Origin of the sequence: Dokdonia sp. Asnod1-B02, assembly GCF_045063955.1 — a bacterium.
Taxonomy (GTDB): Bacteria; Bacteroidota; Bacteroidia; order Flavobacteriales; family Flavobacteriaceae; genus Dokdonia.
This window is the reverse complement of the sequence record NZ_JBEFNW010000002.1, coordinates 447,383-467,359: the sequence shown is the minus strand read 5'-3', so window position 1 is coordinate 467,359 and position 19,977 is coordinate 447,383. Positions and strand designations below refer to the sequence as shown.

General features: G+C 36.5%; 23 protein-coding genes. 6 read left to right on the top strand and 17 right to left on the bottom strand.

Annotated elements, in window-relative coordinates; genetic code table 11:
- Positions 1-28: 28 nt before the first annotated feature.
- The 13 genes from ACJJVU_RS02080 to ACJJVU_RS02020 all read right to left on the bottom strand — a co-directional run bounded on the left by ACJJVU_RS02080 (position 29) and on the right by ACJJVU_RS02020 (position 12,153).
- Positions 29-559 (bottom strand): hypothetical protein, encoded by a 531-nt coding sequence (locus ACJJVU_RS02080; RefSeq protein ID WP_405221746.1) that lies wholly within the window; start codon positions 557-559, stop codon positions 29-31.
- A gap of 189 nt (positions 560-748) precedes the next feature.
- Positions 749-1,612 carry an ATP synthase F1 subunit gamma gene (atpG, locus tag ACJJVU_RS02075; RefSeq protein WP_013750720.1) on the bottom strand — a complete coding sequence of 288 codons (864 nt, stop codon included), beginning with the start codon at positions 1,610-1,612 and terminating at the stop codon, positions 749-751.
- Between the two features lie 124 nt (positions 1,613-1,736).
- Complete coding sequence (gene atpA / locus ACJJVU_RS02070) at positions 1,737-3,314, bottom strand: F0F1 ATP synthase subunit alpha (protein WP_298323499.1); 1,578 nt, start codon at positions 3,312-3,314, stop codon at positions 1,737-1,739.
- A gap of 62 nt (positions 3,315-3,376) precedes the next feature.
- Positions 3,377-3,913 (bottom strand): ATP synthase F1 subunit delta, encoded by a 537-nt coding sequence (gene atpH / locus ACJJVU_RS02065; RefSeq protein ID WP_298323495.1) that lies wholly within the window; start codon positions 3,911-3,913, stop codon positions 3,377-3,379.
- Positions 3,914-3,935: 22 nt separating this feature from the next.
- Complete coding sequence (locus ACJJVU_RS02060; protein ID WP_339846232.1) at positions 3,936-4,436, bottom strand: F0F1 ATP synthase subunit B; 501 nt, start codon at positions 4,434-4,436, stop codon at positions 3,936-3,938.
- A gap of 97 nt (positions 4,437-4,533) precedes the next feature.
- Positions 4,534-4,758: an ATP synthase F0 subunit C gene (atpE, locus tag ACJJVU_RS02055; RefSeq protein ID WP_013750716.1), complete on the bottom strand. Its 225-nt coding sequence runs from the start codon at positions 4,756-4,758 to the stop codon at positions 4,534-4,536.
- Between the two features lie 40 nt (positions 4,759-4,798).
- Positions 4,799-5,989 carry a F0F1 ATP synthase subunit A gene (gene atpB / locus ACJJVU_RS02050; protein ID WP_298323489.1) on the bottom strand — a complete coding sequence of 397 codons (1,191 nt, stop codon included), beginning with the start codon at positions 5,987-5,989 and terminating at the stop codon, positions 4,799-4,801.
- Positions 5,990-6,081: 92 nt separating this feature from the next.
- Positions 6,082-6,474: a DUF6168 family protein gene (locus tag ACJJVU_RS02045; protein ID WP_144782508.1), complete on the bottom strand. Its 393-nt coding sequence runs from the start codon at positions 6,472-6,474 to the stop codon at positions 6,082-6,084.
- Between the two features lie 2 nt (positions 6,475-6,476).
- Positions 6,477-6,692, bottom strand: a complete 216-nt coding sequence (locus ACJJVU_RS02040) for an AtpZ/AtpI family protein (RefSeq protein ID WP_144782510.1) — start codon at positions 6,690-6,692, stop codon at positions 6,477-6,479.
- On the bottom strand, positions 6,661-7,065 hold the full coding sequence (locus tag ACJJVU_RS02035) for a polymer-forming cytoskeletal protein (protein WP_298323485.1): 405 nt from the start codon (positions 7,063-7,065) through the stop codon (positions 6,661-6,663). Before ACJJVU_RS02035 ends, ACJJVU_RS02040 begins: the two co-directional genes overlap by 32 nt.
- An 18-nt stretch (positions 7,066-7,083) precedes the next feature.
- Positions 7,084-9,627: a tetratricopeptide repeat protein gene (locus ACJJVU_RS02030; protein WP_405221737.1), complete on the bottom strand. Its 2,544-nt coding sequence runs from the start codon at positions 9,625-9,627 to the stop codon at positions 7,084-7,086.
- 331 nt (positions 9,628-9,958) lie between these two features.
- Complete coding sequence (locus ACJJVU_RS02025; protein WP_298323481.1) at positions 9,959-10,675, bottom strand: ABC transporter ATP-binding protein; 717 nt, start codon at positions 10,673-10,675, stop codon at positions 9,959-9,961.
- An 8-nt stretch (positions 10,676-10,683) separates the two neighbouring features.
- Positions 10,684-12,153: a DUF5687 family protein gene (locus ACJJVU_RS02020; RefSeq protein WP_405221733.1), complete on the bottom strand. Its 1,470-nt coding sequence runs from the start codon at positions 12,151-12,153 to the stop codon at positions 10,684-10,686.
- 93 nt (positions 12,154-12,246) lie between these two features.
- On the opposite strand from ACJJVU_RS02020, the gene ACJJVU_RS02015 reads away from it, so the two are divergent.
- The 5 genes from ACJJVU_RS02015 to ACJJVU_RS01995 all read left to right on the top strand — a co-directional run bounded on the left by ACJJVU_RS02015 (position 12,247) and on the right by ACJJVU_RS01995 (position 15,741).
- On the top strand, positions 12,247-13,299 hold the full coding sequence (locus ACJJVU_RS02015) for a ferredoxin--NADP reductase (protein WP_013750708.1): 1,053 nt from the start codon (positions 12,247-12,249) through the stop codon (positions 13,297-13,299).
- Between the two features lie 176 nt (positions 13,300-13,475).
- Positions 13,476-13,880: a hypothetical protein gene (locus ACJJVU_RS02010; protein WP_405221730.1), complete on the top strand. Its 405-nt coding sequence runs from the start codon at positions 13,476-13,478 to the stop codon at positions 13,878-13,880.
- A gap of 111 nt (positions 13,881-13,991) precedes the next feature.
- A complete protein-coding gene (locus tag ACJJVU_RS02005) occupies positions 13,992-14,717 on the top strand; it encodes a hypothetical protein (protein ID WP_405221727.1) in 726 nt (241 codons plus the stop codon).
- A gap of 71 nt (positions 14,718-14,788) precedes the next feature.
- Positions 14,789-15,082, top strand: coding sequence for a hypothetical protein (locus ACJJVU_RS02000; protein ID WP_405221724.1), 294 nt, complete (start codon positions 14,789-14,791; stop codon positions 15,080-15,082).
- Complete coding sequence (locus tag ACJJVU_RS01995; RefSeq protein WP_405221721.1) at positions 15,079-15,741, top strand: ATP-binding cassette domain-containing protein; 663 nt, start codon at positions 15,079-15,081, stop codon at positions 15,739-15,741. The genes ACJJVU_RS02000 and ACJJVU_RS01995 overlap by 4 nt, the downstream gene beginning before the upstream one ends.
- Positions 15,742-15,831: 90 nt before the next feature.
- Here ACJJVU_RS01995 and ACJJVU_RS01990 read toward each other — a convergent pair whose 3' ends face one another.
- The 4 genes from ACJJVU_RS01990 to ACJJVU_RS01975 all read right to left on the bottom strand — a co-directional run bounded on the left by ACJJVU_RS01990 (position 15,832) and on the right by ACJJVU_RS01975 (position 19,631).
- Positions 15,832-16,785 carry a nitronate monooxygenase family protein gene (locus ACJJVU_RS01990; RefSeq protein ID WP_013750698.1) on the bottom strand — a complete coding sequence of 318 codons (954 nt, stop codon included), beginning with the start codon at positions 16,783-16,785 and terminating at the stop codon, positions 15,832-15,834.
- 57 nt (positions 16,786-16,842) lie between these two features.
- Positions 16,843-17,838: a glycosyltransferase family 9 protein gene (locus ACJJVU_RS01985; RefSeq protein WP_405221718.1), complete on the bottom strand. Its 996-nt coding sequence runs from the start codon at positions 17,836-17,838 to the stop codon at positions 16,843-16,845.
- Between the two features lie 76 nt (positions 17,839-17,914).
- Complete coding sequence (locus ACJJVU_RS01980; RefSeq protein WP_405221716.1) at positions 17,915-18,526, bottom strand: DUF4254 domain-containing protein; 612 nt, start codon at positions 18,524-18,526, stop codon at positions 17,915-17,917.
- Between the two features lie 178 nt (positions 18,527-18,704).
- A complete protein-coding gene (locus ACJJVU_RS01975; RefSeq protein ID WP_405221713.1) occupies positions 18,705-19,631 on the bottom strand; it encodes a hypothetical protein in 927 nt (308 codons plus the stop codon).
- An 81-nt stretch (positions 19,632-19,712) separates the two neighbouring features.
- Between ACJJVU_RS01975 and ACJJVU_RS01970 the strand changes: the two genes are divergently transcribed.
- Complete coding sequence (locus ACJJVU_RS01970) at positions 19,713-19,976, top strand: DUF6341 family protein (protein ID WP_108877437.1); 264 nt, start codon at positions 19,713-19,715, stop codon at positions 19,974-19,976.
- Position 19,977 lies beyond the last annotated feature (1 nt).

Here is a 19,977-nt window from a genome sequence, read left to right as displayed (position 1 = left end):
GCCAAAAGTACAGAAATTATACTAGCAACTAGTTACGACCACCACGTGGTTTCTGACTAGGGTAGGCTTTAGTTTCTTTCTCTACCACGTTTGCGATTTTAGCGTATTTAAGCACTCCATTATCGCGGTAAGTTATACCAGCTTCAGATGGTGATAATGTAAATGGAAATGTATCATTTTTAACGGGAGGAGTATTTACTGCCTCACCTTCTGCATTATCAGACATTACAAGATCTTGATTGGGACCTTGGTCTGTTCTAAAGCGAGCGACATAATTATCACTACCACGCATAATTTTTCCTACGCTTTCGCGGAAATATACGTTTTCTAATACCACATCTGCTTCTAATGCTTCTATGTCTAAATAGAACTCTATTCCCGAGCCTCCCTGAGACATGCCAGCAACATACGTATTATAATATGCTGGACTTGATGCAAAAGCTGGTTGAGATAGGACCATAGTTTGTTGAGTATCTGACACAGCAGTAGACTTACATTGTGTGAGTAATAATGAGGAAAATCCTATGCCTAAAATCGCTACTAGTTTGTACATTTTCATAATTAGTTGTTTTGAGTTCATATTCAAAACCCTTGCCATAAAGGTAGTAAAGATTATTCTTGTGGATATGACTTCATTTAAATGCAGCGCCTATGCGCTATTACCCCAAAATAATGTGCAAAAAAAAACCCCAACCGTTTCCGATTGGAGTTTACTCTATGAGTTATAATAGTGATATTTAGATCAGTACTAGTTATTCAAAGCCTCTGCTCCACCTACGATCTCTAAAATCTCGTTTGTAATAGCTGCTTGACGTGCTTTGTTATATTGTAATTTAAGCGCATCTCTAAGCTCTGTTGCGTTGTCTGTTGCTTTGTGCATGGCAGTCATACGCGCGCCGTGCTCTGATGCTACAGAATCTCTAATTCCTTTAAAAAGTTGCGTTTTTAAAGCTTTAGGAATTAATCCTTCAACGATTTCCTCTTTAGAAGGCTCAAAGATATAATCTGCAGTTGCTGCTGCTTCCTCTTGTACGGTTGCTACAATAGGTAAAAACTGCTCTGGAGTTACAATTTGAGTTGCTGCGTTCTTAAATTTATTGTAGATAATGTCAATGCGATCGTATTCACCAGCTTCAAAACGAGCCATTAGATCTTCTGCAATTGCGGCTACATTATCAAAAGTAAGATCATCGTAAATATCATTGTTATTTTCGATTACCTTAAAAGTCTTTGCTAAAATAGCATCAGCTTTTTTTCCTAATGTAACTAAGTGCACTTCTTTACCAGCATACTTTGCGGCAACACGTGCATTAACACCTTTGATAATATTTGTATTAAAAGCCCCTGCAAGACCTCTGTTTGATGAAATAGCTACTATAAGTACCTTCTTTATCTCACGATCTTCTGCAAGTTTACTTCCAGAATCTGCATCTAGTGTAGCGCTTAAGTTCTGTAAAAGCTCAGTAAGCTTATCAGAATATGGGCGCATTGCTGTAATTGCATCTTGTGCCTTTTTCAACTTTGCAGCAGATACCATTTTCATGGCACTAGTGATCTGCATCGTAGAAGATACCGATGAAATTCTGTTTCTTATTTCCTTTAAGTTTGCCATCTTCTTTAAATTCCCGTAGTCTCAAGCATTACATCTTGAACATCACGATTTGTCTTTAATTTTGACAAGTCTCCCGCTCGCGCGGGAGTTGTTGAATTACATTTTTCGCGAAAGCGAAATACTCTTAGATATACTTTGCAGATAGGTCTTTTGCAACAGCTACTAATGTATCTGTAACCTCGTCTGTAAGTTTTCCAGATTTAAGTGTATCAAGGATACCTCTATGCTTAGCGTTTAAGAATTCGATATAATCTGCTTCAAATTCTTTAACCTTATTTACTGGTACGTTACGTAGTAAGTTTTTAGACCCTGCATAAATAATCGCAATTTGATCCTCTACTGTAAACGGTGTATTTTCTGCTTGCTTAAGTATCTCTACGTTACGCTTTCCTTTTTCAATTACGTTAAGGGTAGCAGCATCAAGGTCAGAACCAAACTTTGCAAACGCTTCCAATTCACGGAAAGCTGCTTGATCCAGTTTTAAAGTACCTGATACTTTTTTCATTGATTTAATCTGTGCGTTACCTCCTACACGTGATACCGAGATACCTACGTTAATAGCTGGACGTACACCAGAGTTAAATAAATCTCCATCTAAGAAGATTTGCCCATCTGTAATAGAAATTACGTTTGTAGGGATATAAGCAGATACGTCACCCGCTTGTGTCTCAATGATAGGAAGTGCAGTAAGTGATCCTCCTCCTTTTACGATAGGCTTAAGACTATCAGGAAGGTCATTCATTGTTCTTGCAATCGCATCATCATTAATCACCTTTGCAGCACGCTCAAGTAATCTAGAGTGTAAGAAAAATACATCTCCAGGGTATGCCTCACGTCCCGGTGGACGACGAAGAAGAAGTGATACCTCACGGTATGCAACTGCTTGCTTAGATAAATCATCATAAATGATTAATGCTGGACGACCTGTATCTCTAAAATATTCTCCAATAGCTGCTCCTGCAAATGGTGCATATACCTGCATTGCTGCTGGGTCTGATGCGTTTGCTGCAACTATCGTTGTATACGCCATAGCTCCAGCCTCTTCAAGTACATTTGCAATAAGTGCAACTGTAGAAGCTTTTTGCCCGATGGCTACATATATACAATGTACTGGCTCACCAGCATCGTAAAATTCTTTTTGGTTAAGGATAGTGTCAATACAAACAGTAGACTTACCTGTCTGACGGTCACCAATTACAAGCTCACGCTGTCCTCTACCCACTGGTATCATCGCGTCAATTGCTTTGATTCCTGTTTGTAATGGCTCTGTTACTGGCTCACGAAAAACAACACCAGGCGCTTTACGCTCAAGTGGCATCTCATAAGTTTGTCCAGCGATAGGTCCTTTTCCATCAATAGGAAGACCTAGTGTGTTCACCACACGTCCAGTAATACCTTCACCTACCTGGATAGATGCGATACGCTGTGTACGTTTTACGGTGTCACCTTCTTTAATAGATAAAGAAGTACCTAAGAGTACAACCCCTACGTTATCTTCTTCAAGGTTAAGAACAATTGCTTCAAGACCACTTTCAAACTCAACAAGCTCACCATACTGTGCGTTTGCAAGTCCGTAAATACGAGCGATACCATCACCCACGGTCAATACTGTTCCTACTTCGTCAAGGGAAGCTGTTGCTTCAAAACCTGAAAGTTGTTTCTTTAAAATTGCCGAAACTTCTGCTGGTTTAACTTCTGCCATTTGATCTAAATTTATAAGTCCGCTTTCGCGAAAATTTTCTCACCGTACGATGAGCCGTTTATTTATAAACTATTACTAAATTCTCTTTTTAATTTGCCTAACTGGCTAGCAATACTCGCATTGTATTGCGTATCACCTACACGTAGTACAAAACCTCCTATAATGCTCTCATCTATTACATTAGTTAGGGTTACGTTTGTACTTCCAGTAAGAGCTGTCACTTTTGCTAAAACTTTAGTTTCTAGCTCTGGTGTTAAAGCTACTGCGGTTGTTACCGTTGCAGCTTCAATTTTATTAGCTTTATTATATTCTGTAATAAAGCTCTGTGCTACGCCGCCTAACAAGTTAGCTCTTTTATTATCTACAAGAACATCAATAAGACCAAGAGTCTCCTTTGTTCCGTCTGTAAATACTTGACGTAGTACTGCACGTTTATCGTCTGTTTTGATAATCGGACTGTTAAGAGCATTGCGAAGACCTTTACTTCCTTCTAGCGTTGCTGTAACAGATTTCATATCATTTAAAACTGCCTCAATAGTACCATTATCTTTTGCAAGATCTAGTACTGCTTTTGCATATCTTATTGCTGCTCTACTCATAGTGATGGCCGCTTAAATTCTATTAGTTTAAAGTCGTGTTTCCTAGCATCTCATCTACGAGCTCTAGTTGCCTTCCTTTATTTGAAAGTTCACTCTTTACAACTTTCTCTGCAATCTCTACAGATAGTGCTGCAACCTGACCTTTAAGATCTGCGATAGCACTCTTACGCTCAGCTTCGATTGCGGCCTGCGCTTGTGATACCATTTTATCTGCCTCAAGTTTTGCTTCTGCCTTAGCATCGTCAATCATTTTAGCCTTCATCTCACGAGCTTCTTTAATCATAGACTCACGCTCTGCACGTGCTTCTTTTAAAAGCTTCTCGTTATCTGCTTGAAGATTTTGCATGTCTAGCTTTGCTTTTTCAGCAGCATCTAGAGCTCCTTGTATTCCTTCTTCACGCTCATTAAGAGCATTCATAATAGGCTTCCAAGCAAATTTTACCATCAATAAAATGATCAATAAAAAAAGGACTGTTTGTTTTACAAACAGGTCAAGTGAAAAATTGTCTAATAATTGTTCCATCTCAAAAGTGATTCTTTGTTCTTTTATTCTTTGTTTAATGAAATTCAACTCCTGTAACCAACCGTTACAGGAAGTTGAATTTTAAGGTTGATTTGGATTAAGCTCCTAAAATTAGGGCACCAAATGCAAGTCCTTCTAAAAGTGCAGCAACGATAATCATCGCAGTCTGGATCTTACCAGCAGCCTCAGGCTGACGAGCAATTCCTTCCATTGCAGCTCCACCAATCTTACCAAGACCGATACCACCTCCAATTACTACTAAACCAGCTCCCACTAAATTTGGGATCATTGGTGCTACTTCTTGTACTAATGCTAAAGACATAATAGTGTATATAAAAAATTAAACAAATAAAAATTCTTAATTAAGTGAAGTTCTTTCTAATAACCTCAGTATCCTCTATCGTTTCACCATGCTCGTCATGTAACTCCTCGTCATGATGATCATCTGCTACAGCCATACCAATAAATAGAGCTGACAATGTAGTGAATATATACGCCTGTAGAAATGCTACTAGCAATTCTATAAGCATAATAAATAGTGACAAGAATAATGATACTATAGTAGAACCTGCAACGCTTAGTGAATCTTGCAATAAGATTCCCACAGCAACAAGACTCATAACTACAGTGTGACCTGCCGTGATGTTTGCAAATAAACGTACTAACAGTGAAAATGGCTTAATAACCAATGTACCTGCAAGCTCGATAATACCTAATAATGGTCTGAACACGTAAGGGATACCTGGCATCCATAACATGTGACCCCAGAAATGCTTGTTACCGCTAAATACGTAAATCACTAATGTAATAACAGCAAGTGCTGCAGTTACCGCAATCTGACCTGTAACGTTAAAACCAAATGGCATTAAACCTACAAGGTTAAGTATCCAGATGAAGAAGAATACTGTAAGAAGGTATCCAGTAAATTTTCTATAGCTCTCCCCAATGTTTGGTTTTGCAATCTCGTCTCTCACGTAAATTACTAGAGGCTCAAGTACTCGTGCAAATCCTGTTGGGATATTTTTTTTCTTGTATTGTCTTGCTAGTCCTGAGAACCAGATTAACATTAAAAGTCCTATTAGTAAGATACCAAAAACACTTTTTGTTATTGAAAGATCAAAAGGTTTTGAAGCATTTGTAGCGTGGTGATCTTCATCATAAGTAAGACTTGTTGCTCCTGCATCAAGTTCATAGATACGACCGTGATTTTTTACAAAGCGGCTTTCTCCCTTAGTTACGATTACCTGTCCTTCATCATCATGATGAAACTCAGAAGACATAAACGCAGTAAATCCGTTTTCTCCCCATAACATTACAGGAAGTGGAAAGCCCCAGTGATGCTCTACTCCATTATCATCAAAAGTTGAGAATAAATGGAAGTCGTGAGAATCCTTTAAGTGATGCTGTATATAAGCCTTTACCTCCTCTTTAGTATTAACTGGATTTCCTTTTTCTCCAGTCTTTCCAGCATCCGCTTTCGCGAAAGCGTAAAAGGGAATACTAAGAACAAAAACTAATACTAAAAGTGTGATTGATTTTGATGCTACCTTCATTCTTAAATTTTCAATAAATAACGTAACCTTAAATTTTGTGCAAAAATACTCATTTTCTTGAAAATAAAATGCATTTCTTAATTATTTCAAAATTAATCCGCTCTGTTTAGCATTTTAACAACCACCATCACCTCATAAATTATGAAAATAGCAATAGGAATGAGTAATGATAATTTATCTGACTTTGTTAATTGCAAGCTTGTAGACAGCAATTCTCTAAAAATCACAAAGAAGAGCATCATTTTTAAAACAATAGATCCTAGGTATAAAAATCCTATTTGATCCTTAAACTCTTTTAAAAAATAAATTATGAGCTCAAATGTTAAAACAAAAAATAGAGATAATGAAGCATGAAAGATATATACATCTCTCAAGCTGTAAGGAGGGGAGCTATCTAGTGACGTTAACAAGTAATTATGCAAGCTGTAACTTATAAAAAAAGTGATTACAGCAATGATTACATACAAGAGTAATTTTTTTATCACGACTACTTGTTAAGTTGTATTACTCCTTTGATTACTATATAAATGGAAAGAAAAACTGATAATAATGTGATTGTAGTCTCTAGCCAATTTGCCTCATACCGCACATCGAGCCATTTTCCTAATAAATTACCTAAGTAGATAGTTACACCCATCTGGAAAGGTATGGTGGAAAATTTAACCCATTTATTAAGCTGAACGTTCTTCTTTTCCTTTGCCATTTGACAATGATTTTACGCTTCCCTTCATAACGCAAGATGCATTAAAGGTTGCTCCTGGCTCTACAGCTAGTTTACCAGTAATTACTTCGCCTTCAATATGAGCAGCTGTTTTAATAGACAGAAGGTTCTTAATTTCTAATTTACCTTCTATTTTACCTTCTACATCTGCATCATTACAAATAAGAGTTCCTATGACCACACCTGTTTTTCCTATAACGATTTTATTAGGTGATGTAATATTACCATGTATAACTCCATCAATACGGAAACCACCTTCTGAGGTTACATCTCCTTTAAGTGTTGTACCCTGGCTTATACGGTTCTGCTGGTTAGTGAGGTCAGGTCCTTTTCCTTTCTTATTGTCTGAAAACATCGGTAAAAAATTAGTCAGTTAATTTGAATCTTGTGCTTTGTAGGCATCAAGATTTTTATGCATTTGTATTATTTTATAATTCTCTGAAGCGATTACCATACTAGGTAATGTTATCAAAATATCTTTATTAGTACTAAGCAACTCTACGAGACCTTCTGCTTGCCTGCGGCTACTTAAAAAATGAACTACAACAAACGATTGTTGTGCGTCATAAACATCAATGGAGGTTGAGAACTCCGTATAACCCACCTCATCAAAGCTTTCTAAAAGCTTTTTCTGTAAATCCTTTGCTCCTTGAATATTACTGTTATTAAATGGGTAGACTATTTTGTAGTTAATTGCAATTGCCTCGTCATCAAACTGATCAAACTTCATGGTAGGCAGCGCATTTTGAAGTAAGCTTTGTGCTTTTTTCCCTTCTTCTGTGCGAGGATATGTGAGTGCTACATAGCTCAACCCTTTTTTATAAGCATCATATCCTTCATATCTACCAGCAACTGTTGCCTTGAGTAATTCAAATTTTGGCAAATATGGATCGCCATAAAACTGGTCTATCCTTTTATTTAAATCACTCTCAAGATTTGCAAAGTTTTGATTTTGGAATCTCTTATATAATCCTTTGTACACCTCTTCTGGCGACTCTGCGTCGGCTTCTAATGCTTTGTCTGGATTATTAATGCGGGTAGCATAACGAGAGTCTGGATATTCCGCTGTGATTTTATTTTTATAAGTATTCGCTTTCGCGGAAGCGTTCATAGCCCCATACACTTGGTAGAGATTGTATAATGCAGGAAGCACTAACTTTTCATCTGGATTAAAAGCTAACAATTTTTCTAATCGCTGCGCTGCCAAAGGGTATTCTTTAAACTTTTCCTTATAAATAAGCCCTAGTTGAAAGTATGCAAAGTCACGTTCTTTTAATAAACTATCTACCTGCGTTTTCTCTCTTGGTAAGGTTGCAATATAATCTGCCGCAGTCATCGCCTTCTCACCATCAAGCTCTGGGTTATCTAAAGCTACTGGCAACGTACCAGAATTGAGTGGTACAGACTGTGTAGATGATAACCTCCATCCATCTACAAGGCGACGCTTTCCCCATCTTTTTTCAAAAGACTGTTTCCCATAAGAAACAGCTACATCATTATAGAAATAAAATTCTCCTGGCTCACCTCCTATTGCCCTTCCGCCACTGCTTGAAGCATTAAAAAATTCATTGTTTCGTATGTTATCAATGCGCGCAATAGAATCTGCCGCTTTCTTTGCTTTAATTTGAGCAATATAGTTATCGAAATAAGCTGTAAGCGAATCTTCAGAAAGTGTAACAAGCGCTATAATACTGTCATTGCGCTGTGTAAGGTTTTCGTAATCTATAACGTCGGTTAAATTCTCACGCTTTTTCTTGATAGTACGATACTCACGGCTGCGATCACTTATCTTACCTATCACGCTATCATAATAAGCTCCTGCAATTTTATAAGAGGCTTGCTCAAAACTATAGTCTGCAAGTGCTAGGTAATCTCTAGAAAACAAATAATCATCTGTACTACTTTGTCTCAACGACTTATTATAATTTGCAATTGCAGAGTCTTCTCTTCCTGTTTTCATAAAGAAGTCTGCCTTTGCATAAAAGATTTTATCTAAAAATGGTCTGTTTTCACGGTTACGTACCATCTTATCTAATCGCTCTCTCAAAAGCAGAGTATCTGCTTCTTGATAATCATAATTACGTATCTGCTCTATATTAGCGTTTATGTGATACTTGCGGGGAATCTTTCTATTAAGATCAATTACTTCTTGGAATGCTAGGTTTGCACTATCCTTTTCTCCTAAACGATTGTAGAGTTGTCCTTTAATATAATTATAACGACCTCTCTCCTCAGATTTACGAGTTAATTTTGAAGCGTCTTTAATGTAAATAAGAGCACTATCTAGTTTATTTAAATTGAGATATGCTTGAGCAAGCATCGCCTTTGCATCTGCAATGTCTTGATCCTTTAATTTATTTTCAACCTTAAATATTTTCTCCAGATTAGCAATTGCAACCTCATTATTTTCAAGGCGGATATTCGTCTTTTCTTTCCAGACTTTGGCTTGCGCTATATTATTACTTTTAGGATAGTATGCCAGCACGTAATTAAAGGCCTCTAGTGCAGGCACAAACTGCTGATCGTAATAACGTGCTTTACCTAAAAGAAGAAAAGCTTCATCCATTTGTGGGTTACGCTCCTCACCATCTATCTTCATAGCATGGTTTTGTATTGCTTTAATAGCTTTTTCTTCTGCTCTTAGAAAATTAGGATCTCTGTTCTCCTCACCTAGTGCCGTATTTTCCTCAAAAACGATACGCTCAATGGGTAAGATATCCCAGTAATTATCATTAAAGGTTTGCACGAGCGAGCTTTTGCCTTCTTCAAGGGCTACATTACCGTTATATAAAGTATTAAACTCTGTAGTAACAGCATGGAAGTTACGACTCAAAAAAGAATCGTTCTTACGAGAACAACTCGATAGAGATAGTGTGATAACACCAGTAATGAATAAACGTTTTAAGAGTAATTTCAAACCTTATTTGTTTTTACTAAAAGGAACTGTAATTTACCTTTATTAGTATGGAAGCTCGTAAAAATACGCTTCTTTTTGAAAAAACGAAGATTTCTATCAGTAATTAAATAGTATTCACTTAGTAAGAAATGTCCTCTTCACAACAAATAAGCAGCAAAAGCACATTTTACGCAATCGTTTGAAATTTTATTATAAAAATTACCCCATGTTCATCATTGATTGCAAGCACTTTAGTACATTTACAATTCAGGCCGTTTAAACGGTTTGAACAATTAAGTTGGGGAACTTAGGAAATGGTTGCTTTATTGTGACCATTTTTTTTACCCAAAACTTATATCTCTGTGATCACCTCATTACCAGCAAAATAACCTTCTAACTCTTTAAGAGTCGCTGGTGAGGTAATAATGTCCTTTACAAGTTCTCCTTTCTCAAGCACTACAATACGCTCACAAACTTCTGTAACATGCTGTAAGTCATGACTTGAAACAAGTACTGTAACCTCCTTGTCAATGGCCATTTGCTTGATAATTCCTTTGAGTCTTATTTGCGTAGTTGGGTCCAGATTTGCAAAAGGTTCATCAAGAATAATAACATCAGGCTTTCCTATAAGCGTTGCCACGATACCCACTTTTTTCTGATTTCCTTTAGAAAGATCACGCAAATACTTACGCTTTCCTATAATCTCATCATTAAAGAAGTCTTCAAAAGTTGCAAGCAACGCATCTACATCTGCCTTATTCTCGCCTCGCAAGTCTCCTATAAAGTAAAAGTATTCCTCTGGTGTTAAGTAACCTATGAGAAAAGTCTCGTCTATAAAAGATGCGGTGTGTGTTTTCCAGTCTTCACTTTCATTTACCTTTACTCCACCATTTTCTATATAACCAGAAGTAGGCTGGATAAGATCTAGCAAACAGCTAAAAAGTGTTGTTTTTCCCGCTCCGTTATTACCTACGAGTCCAAAAGATTGTCCCTTAGGAATCTCAAAACCTTCAAGATTAAGAACTGTTACTCCACTATATGATTTTGATAAGTTGTTTATAGTAATCATAGTCTCTGTTATTTAGTTTGTTTGTAAGCATCAAGCGTTTTATACTTCTCGCTCTTATATATTTTAATAATCTGGTCAAACACTTTATCTCTAAAGGCAAAACCTATCAATCCTACTATAGCAACAAGTGCATACCCTAGCATAGGCCCCACTGTAAAGTGACCTATAGCATATAAAGCCATTGGTCCGAGCATCTTTGGCAAGCTCACGAGTAATGTTTTAAGGTTAAAAGAGCTCTTATCACCAAAGGCTTTTTTACCACTCTGCAAGTCTATAGGTGTTTTTATAAACGCACCACCCAGTAATACTAAGTGAGCGTTAATTCCCATATTAAAAATGGCGCCTACAATGATGGCGAGTAGTACATCTACCCCAAAGTAAACATAAGGAATACAAAGTATTGCAGAGATAAGAGTGGCGATTACTACTAGTAACCACTTTGATTTTAAATACTCTTTATAAGCAATATTTTGCGTCATCATGAGCGGATAGTAAGCACTATCCCATGATGGAACAAACTGACCAAAACTGAATAAAAACCCTCCCGACACAAACACTGCCGCAAACATCATCCAGAACGGACCACTATAAACCTCTATAGCATCTCCAAAAAACAACAATCCATAAAACAAAAACATCATACTCATAAAGACCGTAGTCTTAGAGCGTTTATTTCTCATTATAAGTCTAATGTCATTTTTGAGAAATGTAGATTGTTTCCCAAAACGGTCTAACCATCCTAAATCTCCACCGCTTGCTTCACTCACCTTTTTTGCAAGCCCTGCATCTAGGTATAGTCGTGCTAAGAAATATTTAAATGCAATAGTTGCCACCACAGCAAGTAGTGCTATAGGGAATATAACCGTCCACTTAATTTCATACAGCCCTTGAAAGAATGGCTGAGTGAAAGCAGTAATATCAAAATATTCATAATACTGGGCAGCGCCTAGAAGTGCAAAAAGTGCTCCCACACCTATTACTAACCACAACTTATCATTCAAAAAGACATTGATAAAGTTATTTGCATATATAAAACAGAACATCGCAATATGCCACACCAATACTCCCAGCGGATTAAAGTCTTGTGTAATTAATACAATAGAGAATGGAATAAAGAAAAATGCATGCATCCAGTTCCAAAAAGAAAGTACCGTCTTGCCTAATGCAAATTTTACAATTTTGGTCTTCTTAAAAGGCAGTAGTAATAGTGGTTTAATGTTTACTACTGGCATTTTCTGACCCATATATCGTATAATGAGATCACCCACTACATAATAAATCATAAACATATTTACCGTAGCAAATGGTTCGAGATCCATTTTCTCAAGAAGGAAATAGAGTCCTACACCTGCACCTCCTAAGTACAATATCATCATCAACACCCCAAAAATCATCAAGATCTTGAGAGCGAGGTTGGTTTGAAAAGAAGCACTTCTAAAAAAAGCCTTCCACTCTAGACTTATAAATTGTTTTACCATAATTACAGGTTATTTAGCGAGGTATAGGTATTTAAACTCTCGATAATGTTACATACAAAACGCAATCGTTTGTATTTTTACAAAAAAAACATAATGTCACAATTCCATACACTTCATATACAAAGCATTACGCGCGTTACAGAAAAATCTGTGGCAGTAACTTTTGCCGTTCCAGATTCACTTAAAGAAGATTTTAACTTCTCTGCAGGACAATATATAACTTTAAAAACTCAAATTAATGGTGAGGAAGTTCGTCGCGCATATTCTCTTTGCAGCACTCCTCAAGAAGGACTTACTGTTGCGATAAAAGAAGTTGAGAATGGTACCTTTTCCACCTATGCAAACCGTGAGTTAAAAGAGGGTGATACCATGGACGTTCATACACCAGAAGGACGATTTAAAATTGAAAATTCCGCTTTCGCGAAAGCGCAAACCTACGCAGCCTTTGCCGCAGGATCAGGAATCACGCCTATCTTATCAATGATTAAGACTACTTTATCACAGTCTGCAGATAGTAAATTTGTTCTAGTATACGGAAATCGCACCGAAGAAGAAGCTATGTTCCGCGATGAGTTAATAGCCTTACGTGACCAATATAAAGATCGTTTCTCTATAGAGTTTATTTACTCTCAAACACGAGTAGATGGAGCACATTTTGGACGTATAATGAAAGCTACAGTTAATTTTGTAGTGAAAAATAAATATGCAGCAAATGACTTTAACGAGTACTTCTTATGTGGTCCAGAAGCCATGATTAAAGAAGTTTCTAAGGTGCTTAAGGAAAACGACACCAAAGAAGAAAACATACACTTCGAACTTTTTACAGCAAGTACAGAAGAGGTGACTATTGACGCCAACCTAGATGGTAAAACTGCTATCAAAGTAGTTTGTGATGATGAGGAGTTTGAATTTACTATGGAGAAGGATGCTGTTATTCTAGATGCAGCTTTAGATCAAGACATAGATGCTCCACATTCTTGTCAAGGCGGCATATGCAGCAGCTGTATTGCTCGTGTAACAGAAGGAACGGCAGTTATGTCACAAAACCAAATCTTAACAGACTCAGAAGTAGCCGAAGGATTAATACTTACCTGCCAGGCCCACCCTACCTCAGCTTCGATTGTGGTAGACTATGATGATGTGTAGTCTTTTACGATAACATATTTTTAAAACTCATTAGGTATAGCTACTTAATGAGTTTTTTCTTTTTAAACACTTGCATGTACTTATCATTTGTAGATATATTGCAGGCTTCTTTTTAGGAGAATGAAAATTTCGACAAAAAGATAGCAAGTAAAAGAAATCACTAAACAAATTAAACAATGGATGTAAACCAACAAGAATTCCCAATATTATCTACGCTACCAGCTCAAGAACTTCAAGCCCACGTTGATAGCTATATATTGTTTATGAAGACTACCTATAATGTAAGATATGTAGGTTTTGCAGTAGCTGGACTATTTGGTATTTACAACATTTTTATTTCTGGAAAACGTGTTACTTATTCAGAGAAGAATATTATAGAAATGACAATGCTCACCCTAGGAGTCTTAATAATAGCCATACTTATTTGGTTTTTAGTGTCCATTCTTAAGAAAAATGCCGCACTGAAAAAAGGACTAAGAGCAACTGCCGAAAAGCATGCCTTAGATAAAAAATCATTTTTAAAGGAATTTAATAGCCTTGTCATCGCTCAATATGGTGGTAAAGGCGTTTATAAAATATAGCAATCAAGAATATCAACAAACAGCTTATATTCAATTAGTTAATGTTATCTACATTTCATGTAAAACTATTTATATTTATTACATTGATGTTTTAACTGTAAACATCTAATCATGAAACTTATACAATCCCTACATGTCGCTACAATATTTATTTTAACCACATTTTCGCTCTTTGGACAGCAAAGTAGTGTTACCGAGACTAATTTTAATGCTCTTTCCTCTATATCAAATGCTGGAGCACCTAATACTATAGGCACAGCATCAGGAAGTTCGAGTATGTTTTCTTCTTCGCCAACTAATGTTGAAGGGTCATATTACGTATTTGAAAATTGGGAAAACAATGCTGTAATTGAATTAAATAATGGCAAAAAATATGTCTTAGAGCAAAACTTCAATATTAACGCTTATAAAGGTTCATTTGAATCAAAAATATCAGAGGAATCTGTGTACATATTTGAACTTGGTGACATTAAAAAAGTAAACATTAACTACAATCCTTATGTAGTTAAGTATTTTAAGAAAGAAAATAAATTTGTTCTCTTTCAAGAGTTAGGAAATTATAATGGAAAGACTTTATTAAAAGACTTCAAAGCAGAGCTTATACAAAGAGGATCAGACCCATATAGGGGTAATTTAAATGATCAAATAGTTATAAATAGTAATTATTACATCTCTCAAAATGATGAAATAATAAAGATAAAACTAAAAAAATCTTCTATTATCAATCAATTTGATAATGAGTCTAATACAGTAAAAACCTTTATGAAAGATGAAAAGTTATCCTTTAAGGAAGATAATGACTTAAGAAAGCTCTTTAGATTTTTGAATAATTCTTAAGCTTTATAACCCCTGCATTTTAACCATCATTACTCATTTGCAAAAACAATTACTCTCCCTACTTTTAATCCATGTGGACCTATTACCGTGATGTAACTTTATACGCCGCAGGCATTTGCTTAGTGTTTGGGCTTGTTCACGTTCCCGCTAGTGAACGTATCGCTGTAGGTATAATTACCACCATCATTATTTTTGGAGTTTTTGGCACTGGTTTAGGCGTTTTGGCATTTGCGTATTTTCAGAAGCAGCAATATTATATGTATTATAATCTTGGTTTTACAAAGCGCTATTTGATACTACGTGCATGGGCGGTAAATTTTGTTCTTGCCTGTATCCTCACTGTTTTTGTACTGCCGTTTCTATGAAAAATGAAATCAATGTACACGGTCTCTACAAAAACTTTGGAGGGAAAAACATACTCACAGATGTATCCTTTAATCTTAGTACAGGAGATGTCTTAGGACTTTTTGGAAAAAATGGATGTGGAAAATCTACCCTTCTCAAAATTCTTTTTGGAACACTTAAACCTACGCGCTTAGAGCTTAGCATAAATGGTACATCCATAGCACCTAAAAACATCATACCTGAGCAACTTATCGGTTACTTACCGCAAGAAAGTTTCTTGCCTAAGCATTTAAAAGTGAGAGATATTATTCCCCTATTTCATGAAAGTGGTGATGCTCAAGACACCATCTTTAGAGCTCCATTTATTGAGAAAATTGCTTCAAGAAAAGCTGGCCTACTCTCTATGGGAGAAATACGCTATCTAGAATTACTACTTGTCGCAAACCTCACCCATTCATTTTTGATGCTGGACGAGCCTTTCTCTATGATAGAACCGCTTTACAAGGAAAAAATAAAAGAGTTTTTAATTTCGTTTAAAGCGAAAAAAGGAATCATACTCACAGATCACTATTATACAGATGTATTTGATGTTTCTACTAAGAACTTGGTATTAAAAGATGGTGTTGCTCATGAAGTTCATACCTCAAAAGATCTGAAAAATTTTGGTTATTTGAGGTAAGCAAACTTTCTGAAAATTTCCGCCTTGAGCTTCTTGTGTGATCTCTCCTAGCGTCGAGATGACATCTCAAATTTTCGCGAAAGCGTACTTCTATATAAACTTCTTAATAATAGTAGCTACAGGCTCTATAGCAGTCGTTTCTTCTATGGATGGACCTGCTACCCATACTGTTTTATATGTAGCACTCTGAGCAGCTTTTGTGGTGTCACGCATTCCTTTTGCAAAGCGAATCGCTTTTACCCACTTCTTAAGTTTCTTATTCTTATTGAGTAAGCCTTCTAACCACGTTTGCTTAGTCCCTATCTTTTGAACGTAAGGCGTGTTTATGACAGTACAAGGTGTACCAGAAATCTTTTGAGTCATCACGATATCCTTAGCTCCAAAGTCTACACAAGCTTGCTTGTATTCTTGAGATACTGGAGCCTCTTCTGATGCTATAAAAGGGCTTCCTATACTTGCTCCTATAGCACCATAAGACATGGCGCGCTCTAGATCTGCTTTATTTGCAACGCCTCCAGCAGTGATTACTGGAATTGCACAATTTTCATCAAGTTCTTTTATTAATGCTTCGGGAGCGATGTTACCTCTGTGTCCTCCTGCTTGATTATTTACAGCCACAAGAGCATCACAGCCCATAGCCTCTACTTTTTTTGAATAACCAAGGTCTGTTACATCACAAAATACTTTGATTCCTTTAGGTTTTGCCTGCTCAATCACCATTTGTGGTGATCCTAAGGATGTAATTATAAAGTCTACCCCTAGCTCACAAGCCGCTTCCAGCTGTGCGGGGTATTTCATGTTTGACTTATTTACAATGAGGTTAATACCAAAAGCTCCTCCAGGAACTTTGGCAGCCTTAAGCTCAGTAATTGCAGCCTTAAGCTCATCTATCGTTCTATAATTGAGTGCTGGCACACAAGCAGCAATTCCGTTTTCCATTCCGGCTTTGAGCATCGCTACATTAGATACCAAAAACATAGGTGCCATAATGATAGGATGTGTAATTCCAAGTAAATCTTTTAGGGTAGGTTTTGTTGTGCTCATAACATTCAATTTAAACAAATATAATCAATCTTACTATGCGTGCATAATACTTTTGGGCTAGATTATAGTCGTAACTTTATCAACAATATCAATAGGTAAGATGGTTGTCATCACATCCTCATACCCTTCTGGCACTACGTTTCCATAAATAGAAGTCGGTATTTCTGGATACTTTTTTCTGTCCGAAAGTAAGCAGTTTGCTTCTTGATTAAATGGTGCAAACCCTGCATGTGGGTGCGTTACTCCCCACAACGTTATGGTAGGAATCCCATACATTGCTGCTAGGTGTGCATTACCACTATCCATAGCGATCATACCATCCAGCTGACTGATAAGATTTATCTCTTCTTTAAATTTTAGTTTTCCGGCAACCACCTTTGTCATTGCACAACCTTGCGAAAGATCTCTTAGTATCTCCACCTCATCTGGCGCTCCAAAAAGGAATAAATTGTATTCCTTTTTACCATCTAACTCTCTAATAACTTGTTCCATCAAGTCTAGTGGATATTGCTTTCCTTGGTGTGCAGCAAAAGGCGCAATGCCAATCCACTTTTTATGACAACCAGCAGTAAACTCTACAACTTCATTTTGTTTGTTAGGTTTAGGGAGTGATTCTGGTATAAAATGACGTCCATCTAACCCTTCAATGACATTTTGATATCTAGCTATTGTGGTCTTGAGGGCTTTAAAAACTTTATCTGTACTTCTAGTAAGTGCTTTTTTATCTGGTCTACCTTTATCTAGGCAAACGCTGGGAAGATTAAGAAACTTACGCAGCATTTTTGACCGAATTACATTGTGCATATCTGCGACATATGTAATTCCTAACTTTTTGAGTTGGCGCGATAATTTCCACATACCGCTTACACCTTTGTGTATGGTATTAACTTCAGCAGCGATAAAGGTTACATTAGGTATTGCCTCAACAATAGGCCTAAAAAAAGGTTTTGAAAGAAAGGATATTTTTATTTCTGGGTTCGCTTTCGCGAAAGCGTACACCACAGGCACTGTCATCGCAACGTCTCCCATTGCAGAGAGACGAATGATGAGCATGTGTTTTTGTTGAGCCATTATACAGCCGGACTTGTGAAGGGTTTATCGATTTTAAACTAAAACCTTCAACAGATAATTATTTTTTAATGTTGCGCAGTACTGGGTTGAGCTCATCGTCATTGTACATCTTCATCTGCTTATAGACTTTCATGTATTTATCTCCCTTTGAGATATCCTCAAGTAAGGTATCTATCGCTGTCGAAAGATCTACGCGTTGCTCAAGTAATATGTCAAGTTTTGTTTTACAAGCAGCAAGATGCGTATCACTAGCATCTGCACGAGTTGCTTCCTCGTTCATATGGTATACTTTGAGTGCTAGAATTGATAAGCGATCTACTCCCCACGCTGGACTTTCTGTATTAATAGTGGCGCCCTCTTTAACCTCAACACTGTTATATTTTTCGAGGAAATAGCTGTCTATATATTCTACCATATCTGTACGATCTTGGTTAGAAGCATCAATCTTACGTTTTAGTGTCAAGGCTGCAACTGGATCAATCTGCGGATCACGAATGATGTCTTCATAATGCCACTGTACCGTATCTATCCAGCATTTTCTGTACAATAGGTGGCCCAATAAATCTTCGCCTTTATCGTATTTATTGATAAATGGTTGGTCTACCGTATTTACTAAATGATAGGTATCGATTGCTTCTTTAAAAATGGCATTTGCCTTTTCTGTAAACATAAAATTGTTTTCTATAATGTAATTATTCTATAATGCAGAGTACTTCGTATAAAGTCTAAATCCTCTAAAGAATACGTGCAACATGCATTGTTTACAAAGATATTATTTTTTGATTTGGAATTGTTGCCTTCCATAAGTCATAATAGCATCGCTTAATTTATGAGCAAGAATGACGTAATTAAGGTAGTAGATGAATAAGAATAGGTAATAATACGATAAACCATAATAAGCTTTCTTTAAACAACAGGCTCTCTGTGTTCTCTAGATAATTGCTTACAATAATGGTCATTACAGGTATAATAAAATACCACTCTGCTCCTGTTTTTGTGGTAGTAAACAAGATTAACAGTAATCCCACAGCTAGTATTCCTAAAATAACCGAGTATCTACTTTTTGATCCCGTAGAAGCCCTTCGTTGTTCCCCCAGATACTTCCAGATGGTCCATAATAATGTCCCTATAAAGAAAGCGATTGCAGCGAGCACTTGTAGATTATTATAAGCTGTAAAATCTAGCGATATAGATTGGAATGATAACGAAACCTCAGACGGATCACCCACTTGAAATAATAAAATAGAATAATAAATCACACTAAAACTCAGTAATGCTAGTAGTGGAATAAAGAGATATCTTACCACAGTAATTCTATAAAAAAGCAATGCTAGATAAATCGCTATAACGTAAAGCCAGCTAAAATAAAAAGCTAGTGAGGCCAATAATATCCACAACGCAGCATCAAAAATCTTGCGTTCCATATGTAATTCTGACTTGAAACTGATGATCCTACGTAGCGCAATTAAGATAAAAAACCCAGCTATTAAAATGGCGTGATCCTTTAGAGCGACTGGTAATGCCAGGCTAAATGCTGCAAATAAAAGTACTCCATAAGATGATCGCTTAGTAAGATCATTTTTTTGAGAAACAAAACTTAATATAAACATTGTGAGCACATAAAGTATCCACATACCTAGTGTTGTAAATGTACTTAGCCATGTAAATGGCTCAGTAATTATGTCCCTATGACTATAAAAAAAGCCCAAGGTCATATATATCAAAACAATTGCAATAGCGAGTGGTTTTGATGACCCAAAAAATCTTGTGAGCATAGCTAGTTTTTTTCCTATTTTTGCAATAACATCTTTATAAGATGCATAATTAAGATTTCAATATTGTAAACATACAACATTATGAGTTTGACAGGACTTTACGAAGGCATTCAAGAATTTGCAGAAGCAACTTTATTTGCACCTTTCAACGCACTTGCAGAATTAGAACTGAGCAACTGGTGGCTAGCTAACGGAATCAACTGGTTCTTTATGCTTATTTGTGCTGCAGCTATCGTATACTGGGTTATGGAAATCAAAAAGTATGACGATAACGACACAGAATATCGCGAGGCAAAAGCTCACGGCTTCTTAGGTAAAAACAGCGAGCTAGAAAGCAACCTTTAAT

Coding starts and splice junctions, on each gene's coding strand:
- ACJJVU_RS02080 (WP_405221746.1), bottom strand. CDS start 559: ATGAAAATGTACAAACTAGTAGCGATTTTAGGCATAGGATTTTCCTCA.
- atpG (WP_013750720.1), bottom strand. CDS start 1,612: ATGGCAAACTTAAAGGAAATAAGAAACAGAATTTCATCGGTATCTTCT.
- atpA (WP_298323499.1), bottom strand. CDS start 3,314: ATGGCAGAAGTTAAACCAGCAGAAGTTTCGGCAATTTTAAAGAAACAA.
- atpH (WP_298323495.1), bottom strand. CDS start 3,913: ATGAGTAGAGCAGCAATAAGATATGCAAAAGCAGTACTAGATCTTGCA.
- ACJJVU_RS02060 (WP_339846232.1), bottom strand. CDS start 4,436: ATGGAACAATTATTAGACAATTTTTCACTTGACCTGTTTGTAAAACAA.
- atpE (WP_013750716.1), bottom strand. CDS start 4,758: ATGTCTTTAGCATTAGTACAAGAAGTAGCACCAATGATCCCAAATTTA.
- atpB (WP_298323489.1), bottom strand. CDS start 5,989: ATGAAGGTAGCATCAAAATCAATCACACTTTTAGTATTAGTTTTTGTT.
- ACJJVU_RS02040 (WP_144782510.1), bottom strand. CDS start 6,692: ATGGCAAAGGAAAAGAAGAACGTTCAGCTTAATAAATGGGTTAAATTT.
- ACJJVU_RS02035 (WP_298323485.1), bottom strand. CDS start 7,065: ATGTTTTCAGACAATAAGAAAGGAAAAGGACCTGACCTCACTAACCAG.
- ACJJVU_RS02025 (WP_298323481.1), bottom strand. CDS start 10,675: ATGATTACTATAAACAACTTATCAAAATCATATAGTGGAGTAACAGTT.
- ACJJVU_RS02020 (WP_405221733.1), bottom strand. CDS start 12,153: ATGGTAAAACAATTTATAAGTCTAGAGTGGAAGGCTTTTTTTAGAAGT.
- ACJJVU_RS02015 (WP_013750708.1), top strand. CDS start 12,247: ATGTCACAATTCCATACACTTCATATACAAAGCATTACGCGCGTTACA.
- ACJJVU_RS02010 (WP_405221730.1), top strand. CDS start 13,476: ATGGATGTAAACCAACAAGAATTCCCAATATTATCTACGCTACCAGCT.
- ACJJVU_RS02005 (WP_405221727.1), top strand. CDS start 13,992: ATGAAACTTATACAATCCCTACATGTCGCTACAATATTTATTTTAACC.
- ACJJVU_RS02000 (WP_405221724.1), top strand. CDS start 14,789: ATGTGGACCTATTACCGTGATGTAACTTTATACGCCGCAGGCATTTGC.
- ACJJVU_RS01995 (WP_405221721.1), top strand. CDS start 15,079: ATGAAAAATGAAATCAATGTACACGGTCTCTACAAAAACTTTGGAGGG.
- ACJJVU_RS01990 (WP_013750698.1), bottom strand. CDS start 16,785: ATGAGCACAACAAAACCTACCCTAAAAGATTTACTTGGAATTACACAT.
- ACJJVU_RS01985 (WP_405221718.1), bottom strand. CDS start 17,838: ATGCTCATCATTCGTCTCTCTGCAATGGGAGACGTTGCGATGACAGTG.
- ACJJVU_RS01980 (WP_405221716.1), bottom strand. CDS start 18,526: ATGTTTACAGAAAAGGCAAATGCCATTTTTAAAGAAGCAATCGATACC.
- ACJJVU_RS01975 (WP_405221713.1), bottom strand. CDS start 19,631: ATGCTCACAAGATTTTTTGGGTCATCAAAACCACTCGCTATTGCAATT.
- ACJJVU_RS01970 (WP_108877437.1), top strand. CDS start 19,713: ATGAGTTTGACAGGACTTTACGAAGGCATTCAAGAATTTGCAGAAGCA.